The organism is Pseudomonas sp. TE3911, assembly GCF_054062775.1.
Map to the genome: position 1 here is coordinate 889,543 of NZ_JBSSFP010000001.1, position 16,284 is coordinate 905,826.

Here is a 16,284-nt window from a genome sequence, read left to right on the forward strand (position 1 = left end):
ACGTTTATTTGAATGATGGCGACGGCTGCGCGCGGCCCTCGTGAGCGGGCTCAATTGCACACCTTCAGTTGCCGCGACGTGAGTGTCTGGTAGACCCGTGGAACGAGGGCTTGGGATGGCAAACAAAGCCTGACTCCATTCATGCAATGAGAATGGCGTCACATTAATGACTATTAGATAAAGCGAATATCAGGTTGGGCCTGATTGCTTATAGGGGAATCCCTTACATGGCGGAACTTTACATCGCTTTGAATGTCCGGCAACGCCGATGTACCGCTGTCTGGAGAGGTTCATGCAGTAGAGCATGATGTCAGTGTGACATCAATGAATTTACGTGGCATTTTAGCAGGGGGTCAAGGTCTGGCTTTCGCCGCCGATAACAGCAGTAATGAATTGCACAATCCCTTCGCGCATCTAGCTGCGCACACCAGGAGCTTTTGATGGCCGGCATTCTCGACACAGTAGACCAACGCACGCAACTGGTGGGTGAGAATCGCCTGGAGATCCTCATGTTTCGCCTGGCCGGGCGGCAACTGTTCGCAATCAACGTGTTCAAGGTGCAGGAAGTCCTGCAACTGCCCAAGCTGACCCTGATGCCTCAGCGTCACCCCTTCGTGTGCGGCGTGGTCAACCTGCGTGGCCAGACCTTGCCGGTGATCGACCTGTCCCAGGCCATCGGCATGCGCCCACTGGTACCGGGCCCGAACAGCACCATCATCGTCACCGAGTACAACCGCTCGGTACAGGCGTTCCTGGTGGGTGGTGTGGACCGCATCGTCAACATGAACTGGGAATCCATCCTGCCGCCGCCGACCAGCGCCGGGCGTCAGCACTACCTGACCGCCATCAGCAAGGTCGATGACCAATTGGTGGAGATCATCGACGTGGAAAAAGTCCTCGCCGAGATCGTGCCCTATAACGCCAAAGTTTCCCGTGAAAAACTTGAAGACCCGGTGTTGGAACGTGCCCGTGGCCGCGAAGTGCTGCTGGTGGACGACTCCAACGTCGCCCTGTCGCAACTGCGCGACACCTTGGGTCAACTGGGTGTGAAGATGCACATCGCCAGCGACGGCCTCAAGGCACTGAACATGCTCAAGGCCTGGGCCGACGCCGGCCACGTGATGACCGACAAGCTCCTGATGATCTTCACCGACGCCGAAATGCCCGAGATGGACGGCTACCGCCTCACCACCGAAATTCGCAACGATCCACGCCTGCGCAAGCTCTACGTGGTGCTGCACACCTCGCTGTCGGGCAGCTTCAACGACTCGATGGTGAAGAAGGTTGGGTGCGACAACTTCCTGTCCAAATTCCAGCCCGACAAACTGGTGGATGTGGTGCGCCAGCGACTGATGCTGGACGAAGCCACCGCTTGACCTTAGGGTTGCATCTTTGCCCCTCAGGAATGCAGGCCCATGCTTCGTCTCAGCGCGTTGTACCGTTACCCCTTGAAGTCCGGCAAGGCCGAAACCTTGCAGCACATCGGCCTGGATAAACTCGGGTTGAATGGGGATCGACGCTGGATGCTGGTGGACGAGGCCAGCGGGCGTTTCCTCACGCAGCGGGCGGTGGCGAAGATGAGCCAACTCTCTGCGCTGTGGAACCGCACGGGCGGCCTGACCTTGAGTTCGCCTGGCTACGCGCCGCTGGACGTTGCGCTGCCCGGCAGCGACGCCGAGTTGCGCGGCGTGACCATCTGGCGCGACACCTTGCGCGTACCGGACGCCGGTGATGAAGCTGCCGCCTGGGTCAGCGACTTTATCGGCAAGACGACACGGCTGGTGCAGATGCCCTTGGACCGCGCCCGCACCACCCAGGCCGGTTTCGGGCGTGATGATGATCAGGTGGCGTTTGCCGATGGTTATCCGTTGCTGCTGATCGGGCAAGCGTCGCTCGACGACCTCTCGCAAAAAATCGGCCGCCCCATGGAGATGCTGCGCTTTCGCCCGAACCTCGTGATCGAGGGCGGCGAAGCTTTCGCGGAAGATGGCTGGAAGCGTCTGCGCATTGGTGATGTGGAGTTTCGCGCCGTGAAACCCTGCTCACGTTGCATTCTCACCACCATCGACCCGCAAACCGGTGAACGCAGCGCCGACCGTGAACCGTTTGTCACGTTGGAGGCTTATCGCAAGACGGAGGACGGCGCGATGTTCGGCCAGAACCTGGTCAACGATGGTAATGGTCGCCTGGAAGTGGGCATGCCAGTGACTATTCTCGAATAGCCTTCGGCGCCCATAAAAAATGCCCGTCTCCCACGAGACGGGCATTTTTTTGACCGGGCGAATGCTTAGCCGCGGTACTCGCACAGGTAAGCAGTATCCACGGCGACCTTCAGTTGGAACTTGCTGTTGGCCGGTACGTGGAACTGGCTGCCGGCGGCGAAGGTTTCCCACTCGCTGGCGTCAGGCAGTTTAACGGTCAGGGCGCCGGAGACTACGTGCATGATTTCACGCTGGGCGGTGCCGAATTCGTATTCACCCGGGGCCATCACGCCGATGGTCGCCGGACCTTCTGCGGTGCCGAAAGCGATCGACTTGACGGTGCCGTCGAAGTACTCGTTGACTTTGAACATGGGCGAATCCTCGGAAAAAGGGTCTGGAAAGGTCGGCCAGTATGCCCAAGGGCAGGGGAGCTGCCTAGACCGGTAAAATCAGCGGCAACAGGCGCGCGGTATTGCGTGCATCTTCCAGCGCCCGATGTTGCTGGCCATGGAACTGCATTCCCGCCAATTGAAGGGCGCCATTGAGGCCCAAGGGCTTGTCCAGGCGCCGGGCCTTGGCGAAGCGCTGCTTGAGGTTCACATGAGGTGTCTTGGCGAGTGCACTCACCAGGCTGTTGCGCTGCCATTCGAGCTCAAGCTGCGCGCGGTCATAGTCACCCCAACTCGCCCAGCCTTCCAGGCGCGGTTGATGCTGGCCCAGCCAGCGTTCGAACAGCGGCCACACCTCGGTGATGGGCGCGGCGGTGTCGATATTGGCCTGGGTGATATGGGTCAGCTGGCGGCAAAAGGGCGTCAGCAATGGGCGCCGCAATGGCCGCACAAAGCGCTGGAAGTGGTCCAGTTCGCGGCCCTGGCGGTTCACCAGGCTCGCGCCGATCTCGATGACTTCCATCTCCGTCACGGGCCAGCCGCCTTCATCCGTTGTGGCTTCAAGGTCAATAATCAGCCAATGAGGCATTGTGCAGGTTCCCGTACTCGTCCCTTCCTGATGGGGATAGAGCGTAGCCCGGCCCTGTAGTTCCGCCTAGGGACTATTCGATCTCCAGCAATACCTGCCGATTACGCACCTGATCGCCCGCCATTACCTGCACGGCCTTGATCACACCGTCGATGCCCGCCGTGAGCGGGTGCTCCATTTTCATGGCTTCAAGCACCAGCAGCAGTTGGCCTTTGCCGACACGCTCGCCTGCACGGACCCGCACATCGACAATGGCGCCATCCATCGGCGCCTTGACCGTGCCGCTGCTGGCGTCGGCCTGGCGGCGGGCGACCTGTTGGGTGCGGTTGGTCACGGTCAGGCCAGGTAGCCGTAATTGGTCGCCGTCGAGGTGGTAAGCGATACGGCGCCGGATCCCGTTGAGCACGCGCGTGGCGTAGCGGCCGTCGGTGCTGAGTTGCAGGTCGTCAACGGTGACCGTTTGAAGGTCGCCGTTGACCTCCAGGCGGTATGTCCAGGGGATGCTTGCGTTATTGCGCCATCCCGCCAGACCCAGGGCGTGCTGGTCGGCGCTGTGGTGATAAAACAGCGCGGCGGCCAGGGCAAGCTGTTCTTTCGACGCGGCGGGCGGCGGTATTTCGCGAAAGTGCTCGGCGATAAACCCGGTGCTGAAATGGCCGTCGATAAAGTCCGGTTGCTTGAGCAGGTCGGCCAGCAGTTGCTGGTTGGTATTGACGCCCAGCAGCACGGTGTCTTCCACGGCGCGCAGCAGCTTGCGCCGCGCCTCTTCGCGGGTGGCGCCGTGGGCGATGATCTTGGCTTGCATGGCGTCATAGAACGGGCTGATTGTTTGGCCTTCGCTGACGCCATGGTCAATACGTACGCCTGCGGCCGGCTCCCAGCGCAGCACCTCACCGGTTTGCGGGAGGAAACCTTGGGCCGGGTCTTCGGCGTACAGGCGCACTTCCATGGCATGGCCGCTCAGGGTCACCTCTTTTTGGCTCAATGGCAGTGGGTGGCCGGCGGCGACCAGCAGTTGCCAGGCCACCAAGTCCAGGCCGGTAATCAGCTCGGTGACCGGGTGCTCCACTTGCAGGCGCGTGTTCATTTCCAGGAAGTAGAACTGACCGTTGCGGTCGAGCAGAAATTCCACGGTGCCGGCGCCGACGTAATTCACCGCGCGCCCGGCCTTGAGCGCCGCCTCGCCCATGGCCTGGCGCAGTTCCGGGGTCATGACGGGGCAGGGCGCTTCTTCGATGATTTTTTGGTGGCGACGCTGGATCGAGCAGTCGCGTTCGCCGAGGTAGATCAGGTTGCCGTGGCTGTCGCCGAACAGTTGGATTTCGACGTGACGCGGGTCGATCAGTGCCTGTTCGAGGATCAGTTCGTCACTGCCGAAGGCGTTCTGCGCTTCGGAGCGGGCGGTGCGCAATTGCTCCAGCAAGTGCTCGGGTTTGTGCACCAGGCGCATGCCTCGGCCACCGCCGCCGGCGCTGGCCTTGATCATCAGCGGGTAGCCGATGCGGTCGGCCTGGTGTTGCAGGGTGGCGTCGTCCTGGGCGCTGCCCTGGTAGCCGGCGATGCAAGGCACTTCGGCTTCCAGCATGGCGAGTTTGGACCGGCGCTTGCTGCCCATCAGTTCGATGGCCTCGACGCTGGGGCCGATGAAGATCAGGCCGGAGTCTTGGCACGCGCGGGCGAAACCGGGGTTTTCCGAGAGGAAGCCGTAGCCGGGGTGTATGGCGTCGGCGCCGGTTTTTTCGGCGGCCTCAAGGATGGCCGGGATGTTGAGGTAGGACTGTTGTACCGGGGCGGGGCCGATGCGCACGGCTTCGTCGGCCATCTGCACGTGCAGGGCCTGGGCGTCGGCGTCGCTGTAGACGGCGACGGTGCGGTAGCCCAATGCCTGGGCCGTGCGCTGGATGCGGCAGGCGATTTCACCGCGGTTGGCGATCAGGATCTTGTTGAACTGCGGCATAGGTGTTTTCCCTGGGACTGAGTACATATCCGTTTCTTCGGTAACGGCAATCTATGGTTCCGCGCTTACAAAGGGTGGCCTTCGCCCCAACACTCGGTACCCGGCCGAGGCTCGGTGTGCCAGCTTGTTTGACTGGGCGATCGCAGTTCGAATGTGGGAGGGGGCTTGCTCCCGATAGCAGTGGTTCAGTTACACATCTGTTGGCTGATACACCGCCATCGGGAGCAAGCCCCCTCCCACATTTGGATCTCCACCTATCAGATAGGTCTCACCCTGCTTTTGACCTGCTTTTGATCTGACCCTTACATCCTTTTTGCTGACGAAGTCAGCGGTCTTTTGATCTTGATCTCAGGCGCCCCGTTAAACACGCTGGCCGCACACCGAGCCTGGGCGAGGTGCCGAGTGTTGGGACAAGAGCCTTTTGCTTGTGTGTGGCTGGGCTGGCATTCCGGCTCTTCCAAAAGTGAGTCGCCGTAAGGGCCAAACCATAGGTAGCCGTTACCCAAATAACGGATATACCCCCAATCAACGAGCCCATTCAGGCCGACGCCTCTGCAAAAAAGCCCGAGTCCCCTCAACTCCCTCCGCCCCGCTGACCGCCTCGGCAAACCACTGCGCCCCGCGATCCAACACAACCCCAATCGGCTCATCCACACTGGCCAACAACAACGCCTTGGTGCGCGCGTTGGCGCCTGGTGCGCAGCGCAGCACCTGCCCCAGGACTTCATCCAAACGCTCCGCCAACGCCTGCGGATCGCGCTCGGTGAAGTGCACCAGCCCCAGCCGTTCAGCTTCCTGCCCATCAAATCGCGCGGCGGTCAGTGCCAGTCTCCGCGCCTGGGTCAGACCGATCCGCTTGACCACAAACGGCGCAATCTGCGCCGGCAGCAACCCCAGGCTGGTCTCCGGCAAACCGAACTGCGCCTGGTGATCGGCAATCGCGATGTCGCTCACACAGGCCAAGCCAAACCCGCCGCCGAGCACCGCGCCTTGCAGCACCACGATGACCACTTGCGACACGGCTTCAACCTCTTGCAGCAACGTGCCAAAGGCCCGGTTCAGCGCCTGCAATTGATCGCCTGCGCTGACCAGGTCCTTCACGTCGGCTCCCGCGCAGAAATGCCCGCCGGCGCCGCTCAGAACCACCGCGCGGACTTGGTCGTCGAGTTGGGCCACTACCGATCGCAGTTCGTGGACCATCTCCAGGCTCATGGCGTTGCGGCATTCGGGCCGATTGAGGGTGATGTGCAGCACGCCGTTATGGGGCTCCAGCAGCAAGGTGCTCATGGTTTTTTCCCCGGTAGCGTGCCCATCAATTTGCAGATGATGCCCAGCATGATTTCGTCGGCACCGCCGCCAATCGATACCAGACGCACATCGCGATAAGCACGGGCTACGGGGTTGTCCCACATAAAGCCCATGCCGCCCCAGTATTGCAGGCAACTGTCGCTGACCTCACGGCCAAGGCGTCCGGCCTTGAGTTTGGCCATGGAGGCCAGGCGGGTCACGTCCTGGCCTTTGATGTATTGCTCGGTGGCCTGGTAAACCAGCGCCCGCAGGCATTCGATTTCGGTGGCCAGTTCGGCCAGGCGAAAGTGGATCACCTGGTTGTCTATCAGCGCTTTGCCGAAGGTCTGGCGTTCCTTGCAGTACTCGATGGTGCTGTCGATGCAGTACTCCAGGCCCTTGATCATATTGGCCGCGCCGAACAGGCGTTCTTCCTGGAATTGCAGCATCTGCATCATGAAGCCCGCGCCTTCGTGGCCGATACGGTTGCGCTGGGGGATGCGTACGTTGTCGAAGAACACCTGGGCGGTCTCGGAGCTGTGCATGCCGAGTTTTTCCAGGGGCGGGCTGACGCTGATGCCGGGGGTGTTCATCGGCAGCATGATCAGCGATTTGTTGATGTGCGGCTTGTCGTCCGAGGTGTTGGCCAGCAGGCACATGAAGTCCGCTCTGGGCGAGTTGGTGATCCACATTTTGCTGCCGTTGATCACGTAGTCATCGCCGTCCTTGCGTGCGTAGGTCTTGAGCCCGGCCACGTCGGAGCCGGCGCCGGTTTCCGAGACGCCGATGCAACCGACTTGCTCGCCGCTGATGGCCGGGCGCAGGAATTCGTCGCGCAGTGCATCGCAGCCGAAGCGGGCGAGGGCGGGGGTGCACATGTCGGTCTGCACGCCGATGGACATGGGAATGCCGCCGCAGCGAATGGTGCCGAATTCTTCGGCGGCGACGATCGAATAGCTGTAGTCCAGGCCCATGCCGCCGAACTGTTCGGGTTTGGAAATGCCCAGCAGCCCGAGGTCGCCGGCCTTGCGCAAGATCGCGTGGATGGGAAAGCGCCCGGCTTTTTCCCATTCGTCCACGTAGGGGTTGATCTCGCGATCGACGAAGGCGCGGACGGTGCGGCGCAGTTCCTGATGTTCCTGGGTGAAGATCATTGTTCTTGTTCTCCTGTTAGAAACGCGCCACACCGAAGCTGTTGGGCTGCAATTGCCGCACCTCGGCGTCATGGCAAATATCCAGCAAAAAGCCGAGCAACGTGCGGGTATCCCGGGGATCAATCAGCCCGTCATCCCACAGGTTTGCGCTGCCGTACAGGGCGGTGGATTGGCTGTCGAGCTTCTGCGCGGTGACCTGTTCCAGCATGTCCAGCACCTTGGGGTCGGGCACCAAGCCGTCTTTGAGCTGCTTGGCCTCGGTGACGATACGCAGCACCTTGCCCGCCTGCGCGCCGCCCATCACCGCCGTGCGGCTGTTGGGCCAGGCGAAGATAAAGCGTGGGTCCAGACCCCGGCCACACATCGCATAGTTGCCCGCACCGTAGGAGCCGCCGACCACCACGGTGAGTTTAGGCACCCGCGCATTGGCCACCGCCTGGATCATCTTCGCGCCGTGCTTGATTACGCCTTGTTGCTCTGACTCGGTGCCGACCATAAAGCCAGTGGTGTTGTGCAAAAACAGCAGCGGCGTGCGGCTCTGGTCGCACAGCTGGATAAACTGCGCAGCCTTGCTCGCGCCTTTGGGCGTGATGGGGCCGTTGTTGCCGATCACGCCAATGGCGCGGCCCTGGATATGCAGGTGGCCGCAGACGGTGTGGGCATCGAACTCGCCCTTGAATTCAAGGAATTGGGAACCGTCAGCCAGCCGCGCCAGGATCTCGCGCACGTCGTAGGGTTTTTTCGGATCATCGGGGATCAGCCCCAACAGTTCCTCGGCGCAGTACAGTGGTTCTTTGTAGGTGCGTTTTGGCGCAGACGGCAGGCGGTCATCCCAGGGAAGCAGGCTGACGATCTCACGCACGATACGCACGCCATCGGCGTCGTTTTCCGCCAGGTATTCGGCGGTGCCGGCCGTTTGCGCGTGCATCTCGGCGCCGCCCAGTTCCTCATCGGTGGCCACTTCGCCCGTCGCCGCCTTGAGCAGCGGCGGCCCGGCCAGGAACAGCTTGGCCTTGCCGCGCACCACCACCACGTAATCCGACAACCCCGGTTGGTACGCGCCACCCGCCGTGGCCGAACCGTGCACCACGGTGATCTGCGGCAGGCCCATGGCTGACATGCGCGCCTGGTTCGCGAAGCTGCGTGCGCCTTCGACAAAAATCTCGGCAGCATAGTTGAGGTTGGCGCCGCCGCTTTCGGCCAGGGTCACCACCGGCAATTTGTTCTCCAGCGCGATCTGCTGCAGGCGCAGGGATTTTTTCAGCCCGGTAGGAGAAATGGTGCCGCCCTTGATCGCGCTGTTATTGGCCACCACCAACATGCGCACGCCGCTGACGTAGCCGATTCCTGCGATCAACCCACCCCCGGCGGCGCTGCCGTCCTTGTCGTCGTGGAGTTTGTAGCCGGCCAGGCTGGCCAGTTCCAGGAACGGCGCGCCGGGGTCCAGCAGCAAGTTGAGGCGCTCGCGGGGCAACAATTGGCCCCGTTTGTCGAACTTGGGCTTGGCTTCCTGGGCCTTGCTCAGCAGGTTTTGCTCCAGTTGGCGCAGGTGCTGAATGCTGTCCAGCATGGCCTCACGGTTGCGTGCGAACGCTGCGCTGTGGGCGTCGATCAGGCTTTCAATCACCGGCATGATTTATTTCCCTTCCTTGAGCACGTCCGGCAGGTAAGCGCGGTGAAAACCATTGAACGGTTCGCTCGGCGGCTGGGCCTTGTGCAGCGGCCAGGCACGGCTGCCGAGGCTGGCGGCGCCGTCGATGCGCAGGGTGCTGCCGCTGATAAATGCAGCGGCGGGGCTGAGCAGGAACACAATGGCGGCGCTGACTTCCGATTCGGTGCCGATACGCTTGAGCGGCACGTGTTCACGCAGGGTGGGGATCACCGCCTTGAACGCGCCCTCGTAGGTGTCCATGCCGCTGGAGGCGATCCAGCCCGGCGCCACGGCGTTGACCCGAACCCCGGCGCAGCCCCATTCGAAGGCGGCGGTTTTGGTGAAGTTGTCCATGCCGGCACGGGCGGCGCCGGAGTGGCCCATGCCGGGCATGCCGCCCCACATGTCGGCGAGCATATTGACGATGGCGCCACCGTGTTTGCTCATGGATTGGTTGAACACTTCGCGGGCCATCAGGAAACCGCCCACCAGGTTGGTGCGCAGAACGGTTTCAAAGCCTTTCTGATTGATCGACGCGAGCGGTGATGGGTACTGGCCGCCAGCGTTATTCACCAAACCGTGGACCTGGCCGTGGTCATTCAGGATTTGGCTGACCAGCGTCTTCACCGCCTCTTCATCGCGAATATCGCAGGCGCTGCAATGGGCGATGCCGCCATCTTCGGCAATTTCCGCCGCGACCGCTGCGAGCTTGTCCGGCTTGCGTCCGACCAGGATCACCTGGGCGCCGAGCGCTGCCAGCTCATGGGCGGTGCAGCGGCCAATGCCACTGCCGCCACCGGTGACAATCACGGTGTGACCCTGGAATAGGTCGGCTTTGAAGATCGAGTCGAAGGCCACGGCAACGCTCCTGTTATTGGCATTGATCGGCAATGTGTTGCGGCACCGCAATGGGAATTTCCAGCAGTTGCTGGGCGAAAGCCTTGCCTTGGGGGTCGATGCGCAGGCTGGCAATGCCGCCGCCGCCCAACGCGTTTTCCAGCAGGAAATTCAGGCTGTGGCTGCCGGGCAGATACCAGCGCTCGACGCGGCCGTGCAGCGGGTCGAGCACGTGGCTCATCCAGTCGACGATCACCGCGGGCGTCAGCGCTTCGGCGATCCATGGCAGGTACTCGGGATCACGGGCGATCACGCCGATATTGCTGTGATTGCCCTTGTCACCGGAGCGTGCCACGGCGAGTTTCACGAGGGGCACGCTGGCGTCGGCGCGACCTTGGGGCTTGGGTGGATCCATCGGCGCGGCGGGCAGGGTTGGGGCATCGGTGATGGGTAGCGCGCAAGCGTGGCGTTCACCTTGGAAGTCGATCAGTAACTCGCATGAGGACTTGTCGATCAGAAACGAAAACAACCGAATCAACGGATACACCGTCGGGCGACCCCCTACGATTCCGGTCAACCCCGGCGCCATCCCGGTAGCGGCCTGGGCGATCTCGCGCGCGAACAGCACCAGCGCCTGCTTGCTCGGGTGTCGCACCGCCAACTTGACCACCACTTCACGACAGTCATGACGCATCGCATGTGCGCCATAGGTTGCTTCGCTGCCCAGCAGCTCGATATTCACCTCGGTGTACGGCGCCCAGCCGCGTTGGCTGAACAGTTGCGAGGTCTTGTTGATGATCGCCTGGCTGACCCGCTCGGCCTTGGCCACCGCGTCGATCCCGGCAATCAGGCAACTGGCGGTGCAACGCGAGCCATCGGGATACGTGGCGCTGACCTTGTACTGGTCGGTGGGTGGCGAACCCTTGGCGCCGTGCAGGTGCACGCGGTTTTTTCCCTGCTGCTGCAGTTTGACCTGGCTGAAATCGCAGATCACGTCGGGCAACAGATAGGCGCGTGGGTCGCCGATTTCATACAGCAACTGTTCGGCCACGCTGAGTTCGCTGATCAACCCGCCGGTGCCGTCGACCTTGGTTACGGTGAACTGGCCGTCGGCGCTGACCTCGACGATGGGGAAACCAATGTGTTCGTAGTCCGGCACATCGCGCCAATCGGTGAAGTTACCGCCGGTGCACTGGGCGCCGCATTCGATGATATGCCCGGCCAGGGCCGCTTGGGCGAGGCGGTCGTAGTCGTGCCAGGACCAGTCGAATTCATGCACCAGCGCTGCGCTGACCACGGCGCTGTCGACCACGCGGCCGGTGATAACGACATCGGCGCCCAGCGCCAAGGCTTGGGTGATGCCCGGTGCGCCAAGGTAAGCGTTAGCGGACACGCACACCGGCGGCAGCGGTGTGCCGCTGAACATATCGGTCGTGCCCGTGAGGTTTTTCAATTGGGGTTGCAGGTCATCGCCCAGCAGAACGGCTATTTTCAGCGGTACCTGGGCTTTATCGCAGGCCGCTTGCAGGGCTGCGGCGCAGCCTTGGGGATTAATGCCGCCAGCGTTGCTGATTACGCGGATGCCTTGGCCCTGGATATCGGCCAGCAGCGGCGTCAGCACCTCGACAAAATCCGTGGCGTAACCGGCCTGGGGGTCTTTCATCCGTGCGCCGGCAAGGATCGACATCGTGACTTCCGCCAGGTAGTCGAACACCAGGTAATCCAGCTTACCGCCGTGCACCAACTGGGCGGCGGCAGTGCAGGTGTCGCCCCAGAAGGCGCTGGCACAGCCGATACGAACCGTCTTGCTCATGAGAAATCCTTCCTCGAATGGCTGTTGGCGAGACTACCAAGCAAGCGCTTGGTTTGTAAACTCCAGTCACAAGTTTTAGCCAAGCGCTTGCTTGGTTGGCGGCCACGGCCTAAATTGCCGGCCAAGACGTCAGTAGAAGTAGAGGAGAGCAGCATGGATGAGCACAAAGCCCTGCGGGTGATGCGCACCATGGTCGATGGCGGCCAATTGACCGATCCCGACAGCGCCCGGGGCAAGTTGCTGCAAACGGCGGCCCACCTGTTTCGCAACAAGGGTTTCGAGCGCACCACCGTGCGTGACCTGGCCAGTGCGGTGGGCATTCAGTCCGGCAGCATCTTTCATCACTTCAAGAGCAAGGACGACATCCTGCGGGCGGTGATGGAGGAAACCATCCACTACAACACGGCGCTGATGCGGGCTTCGCTGGAGGAGGCGACAAACGTGCGCGAACGTGTGCTGGCGCTGATTCGCTGCGAGTTGCAGTCGATCATGGGCGGCAGCGGCGAAGCCATGGCAGTGCTGGTGTATGAATGGCGCTCACTGTCGGCGGACGGCCAGGCCCAGGTCCTGGCGCTGCGCGACGTGTATGAAGACCTCTGGCTGCAAGTGCTGGGCGAGGTCAAGGCTGCTGGCTACATCAAGGGCGATGTGTTTATCGCGCGCCGCTTCCTCACAGGCGCATTGTCCTGGACGACCACCTGGTTTCGCGCCGAGGGCAGCATGACGCTGGAGCAGTTGGCCCAAGAAGCTTTGTTGATGGTTCTGAAAGCCGACTGAGGCGCAAGCTATTAATTTGCTGGCGGAAAGTTGTCTCGCCAGACAAAAACGCCTAGCTTATCGCCATCAGAGTTTTGAACGGTGTGTGCCTTGATGTTTTCGCCATGGCGGCTGGCTGCAGGACTTACCTTTTGGGCACTGGGCACTGCGTGGTGGATGCCGGCGTCGGCTGCGCAATTGGTGCGCATCGGCGCGGCGCATTTCCCTCCTTATACGGTGCGCCCGGAGCAGGGCGCCGACACGGGATTGCTGCCGCAACTGGTGGAGGCCTTGAACGCCTCGCAAACCGACTACCAATTTGTGCTGGTGCCGACTTCCATTCCTCGACGTTTCCGCGATTTCGAGCAGGGCCGGATCGACATGGCCATCTTCGAAAACCCCGCGTGGGGCTGGCAGAAAATTCCCCACACCAGCGTCGACATGGGGCTGGAGGACGCGGAAATCTTCGTCGCTCAGCGTGAACCGGGTCGCGCCCAGGACTATTTCGCCGACCTTGCGGGCAAACGCCTGGCGGTGTTCAGCGGTTATCACTACGCCTTCGCCAGCTTCAACCCCGACCCCAAGAACATGGCCGAGCACTTCAACGCCACCTTGACCTATTCCCACGACAGCAACCTGCTGATGGTTGCGCGCGGGCGTGCGGACATTGCCTTGGTGACCCGTTCGTACCTGAGTGACTTCATGGTGCGCAATGCGGATATGGCCGCGCAGTTCCTGGTGTCTGAGCGTATCGATCAGGTTTATCACCATTACGCCTTGCTGCGGCCGAAGGCGCCGATCACGGGCCAGGCTTTTTCCGCGTTGCTCAAGCGTCTGCGCGATGACGGCGAGATGCTGAAGATTTTCGAGCCGTACCGCATCGACGTGATGCCGGTACCTTGATCGGCTAAATTTCCTCTCCCGGCTCACGTCACTTCTTTATCTGTCGACGGTTACCGTGAGCCCCTCCCATGTCCAATCTGAATGACCTGTCGGTCCTGCCGTTACCGGCCGGGCCTGCCTTGAATGCTGATGAAACCGAAAGCCACCTGAGCCTGACCCTGGAAGGCCAGCCGCTGGCGCGTTTGCGCCTGGAGCGTGGCGAGGACCTGCAGGTGCATTTGCAGACCCCCGCCGAGGTGCCTTCCCCCCGCGCCTTGTGGGCTGCCTGCTACTGGTTGTTTACCAAGGAGCCGACTCGGCAACGTCTGACCTGGCACCTTGAGCATGCGCCTGAAGACGCCTTGCGCAGTGGTTTGCTGGTGGCTAGCGAGATCGCCGGGCAGTACCGATGTGAGCGCACCCTGTTCTGGCAATTGCCCCAGCCGTGGTTGGGACTCTCGCCCAGTGGCAGCTACCCGCAGCAGATGATCATCAGTGCCGGCAAGCGCCACCCCGTCCGTGCGCCGAAGCCTCGGGGTGAGGTTTACCGGCGTTATGACGCACGTCTTGGGGCCTGGATTTCCCTGCGCACCGTTGAGGTCGATGTGGATTTGGCGCGCTTCAATCGCTGGCAGAACAGCACGCGCGTGGCGAGTTTCTGGCAGGAAACCGGCAGCCTGGAGCAGCACCGGGAATACCTGGATAAGCTCGCCGCCGATCCGCACACCCTCACGCTGATCGGCTGTTTTGATGACGAACCCTTTGCCTATTTCGAAGCCTACTGGGCCAAGGAAGACCGTATCGCACCGTTCTACGATGCCGCTGACTACGACCGTGGCATCCACATGCTGGTGGGGGAGGAACATCATCGCGGTCCGCACAAGGTCGCCAGTTGGCTATCGGCGCTGGTTCACTACCTGTTCCTGGATGACCCTCGCACCCAACGTGTGGTGGCAGAACCGCGCGCCGATAACGCGAAGATGATCGGCCATATGCACAACCAGTGTTTCCACTGTGAAAAGGAGTTCGATTTCCCGCACAAGCGTGCGGCGCTGATGATTCTGGGGCGGGAGCGGTTTTTTGAGCGGTGCGGGCTGGTGTGAGCGGTGGGGGCGGGCGTGCTCGCCCCCATTATGGGCAGATCCGTGTCGATCAGACGCGCCGTGCAAATGTATCGCTATGGCTGCCCGACACCTTGCGGCAGTGCACCAGCGCATCGCGAATCATGAAGTTCACCAGCGTTGGTGACACCCCCAACTCCTTGGCGATGTCCTTTTGCGGCACGCCGTGCAGACGGTACATCTCGAACGCGTAACGGGTGCGCTGGGGCAGCTCAGTCAGGGCGTCGGCGATGTTTTCCAGGGTGTTGAAATTGATGTGGGAGGTTTCCGGTGAAGCGCCGTGAATAACCACATTCAAGCCTTCCTCTTCCGTCCCGGAGTATTTGAGCTCCAGGGCCTGCTTACGGTAGTGATCGATGGCCAGGTTACGGACGATCTGGAACAGGTAACTCAATTGGGCCTTGAACGAGGATGTGATCGTCGGCGCCGATTGCAGGCGGAAGTAGGCATCCTGCACGACGTCTTCGGCGCGGGAGCGGCAGCCGGTAATTCGTGCTGCGATCTTCACCAGAATCAGTCGGTTGTCGACGAATGCCTGGAGAAGTGGTGAGTCGCACCTGCCTGTGGATACTTGTTCCGTCATGGAAATCACCTTGAAAAATAGGTTGGGGGAGGGCGTCCTTGCTGAGGCCTCCTACACATCGGGCAACAAATTAGGCTGAATGATAATGATTGTCAAATGAGAAGACGAACTAATCTTATGCTTTCTTGTTCGGCGTGAACCACGTCTCGCTCATGCCCGGCGACTAATTATTTGCCGGTGCCGTCCGTTCTTCTGGGTGAAAGGTCCGTTAGTCAGGCGGCCAAGGATCAGCACCCGCAGGAGGACGAGATGGGTTTTTATCGTGCATACAGCGTGTTTCAGTTTGGGGTCTTCGAGCGATGAGCGCGCCGACCCGACTGCGCCTGTTCTGCCTGCCCTATTCAGGCGCCAGCGCCATGGTCTATGCACGTTGGCGCCGGGTGTTGCCCGAGTGGCTGCAGGTATGCCCGCTGGAATTACCCGGTCGTGGCATGCGCATGGACGAGCCCTTGCAGCGCGATATCAAGGCCTTGGCTGCGCAACTGGCGGACGAAATCTGCCACGACTTGAGCGGCCCCTACGCGTTGTTCGGCCACAGCCTCGGCGGCCTGCTCGCCTTTGAATTGGCCCATGCGTTAAACGCACGCAACGTCCCTGCGCCGCTGGCGCTGTTCGCTTCCGGCACTGCCGGCCCGGCGCGTCGCGATGTCAGCGAATACGCCATCGAAAAGACGGATGAGCAACTGATCGCCCGTCTGCGCGAACTGCAGGGCACCGCCGAAGCGGCCCTGGCCAACCCCGAATTGATGCAACTGATGCTGCCGATCCTGCGCGCTGACTTCCTGCTGTGCGGCAGCTTCACCTACGGCGAGCGTGAGCCGCTGGGCATGCCGATCCATGTATTCGGTGGCAAGCAGGACAGCGTACGCGCCGACCAATTGCTCGACTGGCAACTCGATGCCGCCAGCGGCTTTTCCCTCGATATGTTCGACGGCCACCACTTCTTCCTCATGCAGCACGAAAGCACCGTATTGCGCTGCCTGCGGCGCTACGCCGACGAACACCTGGCCCGCTGGCGCAATGGCGCGGCGCGGCAGCTGGTCGCCGGCTGATAGCTACTCAAT

General features: G+C 61.7%; 15 protein-coding genes. 6 read left to right on the forward strand and 9 right to left on the reverse strand.

Annotated elements, in window-relative coordinates:
• The first annotated feature begins 440 nt into the window (after positions 1–440).
• Both ACVWXD_RS04150 and ACVWXD_RS04155 read left to right on the forward strand, forming a co-directional pair.
• Positions 441–1,376: a chemotaxis protein CheV gene (locus ACVWXD_RS04150; RefSeq protein WP_032887940.1), complete on the forward strand. Its 936-nt coding sequence runs from the start codon at positions 441–443 to the stop codon at positions 1,374–1,376.
• 39 nt (positions 1,377–1,415) lie between these two features.
• Positions 1,416–2,222, forward strand: a complete 807-nt coding sequence (locus tag ACVWXD_RS04155; RefSeq protein ID WP_457370706.1) for an MOSC domain-containing protein — start codon at positions 1,416–1,418, stop codon at positions 2,220–2,222.
• Between the two features lie 65 nt (positions 2,223–2,287).
• Here ACVWXD_RS04155 and ppnP read toward each other — a convergent pair whose 3' ends face one another.
• From ppnP to ACVWXD_RS04195, 8 genes are all read right to left on the reverse strand, one after another.
• Positions 2,288–2,572 carry a pyrimidine/purine nucleoside phosphorylase gene (ppnP, locus tag ACVWXD_RS04160; protein ID WP_032887944.1) on the reverse strand — a complete coding sequence of 95 codons (285 nt, stop codon included), beginning with the start codon at positions 2,570–2,572 and terminating at the stop codon, positions 2,288–2,290.
• Positions 2,573–2,636: 64 nt separating this feature from the next.
• A complete protein-coding gene (locus tag ACVWXD_RS04165) occupies positions 2,637–3,179 on the reverse strand; it encodes an exonuclease domain-containing protein (RefSeq protein WP_032887946.1) in 543 nt (180 codons plus the stop codon).
• A 73-nt stretch (positions 3,180–3,252) separates the two neighbouring features.
• A complete protein-coding gene (locus ACVWXD_RS04170) occupies positions 3,253–5,136 on the reverse strand; it encodes an acetyl-CoA carboxylase biotin carboxylase subunit (protein WP_122754417.1) in 1,884 nt (627 codons plus the stop codon).
• 525 nt (positions 5,137–5,661) lie between these two features.
• Positions 5,662–6,423 carry an enoyl-CoA hydratase/isomerase family protein gene (locus tag ACVWXD_RS04175; RefSeq protein WP_122754416.1) on the reverse strand — a complete coding sequence of 254 codons (762 nt, stop codon included), beginning with the start codon at positions 6,421–6,423 and terminating at the stop codon, positions 5,662–5,664.
• Positions 6,420–7,577 carry a citronellyl-CoA dehydrogenase gene (gene atuD, locus ACVWXD_RS04180; RefSeq protein WP_457370707.1) on the reverse strand — a complete coding sequence of 386 codons (1,158 nt, stop codon included), beginning with the start codon at positions 7,575–7,577 and terminating at the stop codon, positions 6,420–6,422. Before atuD ends, ACVWXD_RS04175 begins: the two co-directional genes overlap by 4 nt.
• A 16-nt stretch (positions 7,578–7,593) precedes the next feature.
• A complete protein-coding gene (gene atuC / locus ACVWXD_RS04185; protein ID WP_095185443.1) occupies positions 7,594–9,210 on the reverse strand; it encodes a geranyl-CoA carboxylase subunit beta in 1,617 nt (538 codons plus the stop codon).
• A gap of 3 nt (positions 9,211–9,213) precedes the next feature.
• Positions 9,214–10,086: an SDR family oxidoreductase gene (locus ACVWXD_RS04190; RefSeq protein ID WP_032887956.1), complete on the reverse strand. Its 873-nt coding sequence runs from the start codon at positions 10,084–10,086 to the stop codon at positions 9,214–9,216.
• Positions 10,087–10,099: 13 nt separating this feature from the next.
• Positions 10,100–11,878, reverse strand: coding sequence for an acyclic terpene utilization AtuA family protein (locus ACVWXD_RS04195; protein WP_260366349.1), 1,779 nt, complete (start codon positions 11,876–11,878; stop codon positions 10,100–10,102).
• A 153-nt stretch (positions 11,879–12,031) separates the two neighbouring features.
• Between ACVWXD_RS04195 and ACVWXD_RS04200 the strand changes: the two genes are divergently transcribed.
• The 3 genes from ACVWXD_RS04200 to ACVWXD_RS04210 all read left to right on the forward strand — a co-directional run bounded on the left by ACVWXD_RS04200 (position 12,032) and on the right by ACVWXD_RS04210 (position 14,619).
• Positions 12,032–12,655, forward strand: coding sequence for a TetR/AcrR family transcriptional regulator (locus ACVWXD_RS04200; RefSeq protein ID WP_457370708.1), 624 nt, complete (start codon positions 12,032–12,034; stop codon positions 12,653–12,655).
• Positions 12,656–12,748: 93 nt separating this feature from the next.
• Positions 12,749–13,537: a substrate-binding periplasmic protein gene (locus ACVWXD_RS04205; RefSeq protein ID WP_099603031.1), complete on the forward strand. Its 789-nt coding sequence runs from the start codon at positions 12,749–12,751 to the stop codon at positions 13,535–13,537.
• Between the two features lie 68 nt (positions 13,538–13,605).
• Positions 13,606–14,619, forward strand: a complete 1,014-nt coding sequence (locus ACVWXD_RS04210) for a GNAT family N-acetyltransferase (RefSeq protein ID WP_099603032.1) — start codon at positions 13,606–13,608, stop codon at positions 14,617–14,619.
• Positions 14,620–14,668: 49 nt separating this feature from the next.
• On the opposite strand, the gene ACVWXD_RS04215 is transcribed toward ACVWXD_RS04210, so the two are convergent.
• The gene (locus tag ACVWXD_RS04215) at positions 14,669–15,220 is read right to left on the reverse strand and encodes an RNA polymerase factor sigma-70 (RefSeq protein WP_005789991.1); all 552 of its coding nucleotides are present in this window, start codon (positions 15,218–15,220) and stop codon (positions 14,669–14,671) included.
• Positions 15,221–15,519: 299 nt separating this feature from the next.
• Between ACVWXD_RS04215 and ACVWXD_RS04220 the strand changes: the two genes are divergently transcribed.
• The gene (locus tag ACVWXD_RS04220; RefSeq protein ID WP_032887966.1) at positions 15,520–16,272 is read left to right on the forward strand and encodes a thioesterase II family protein; all 753 of its coding nucleotides are present in this window, start codon (positions 15,520–15,522) and stop codon (positions 16,270–16,272) included.
• Positions 16,273–16,284: the final 12 nt, after the last annotated feature.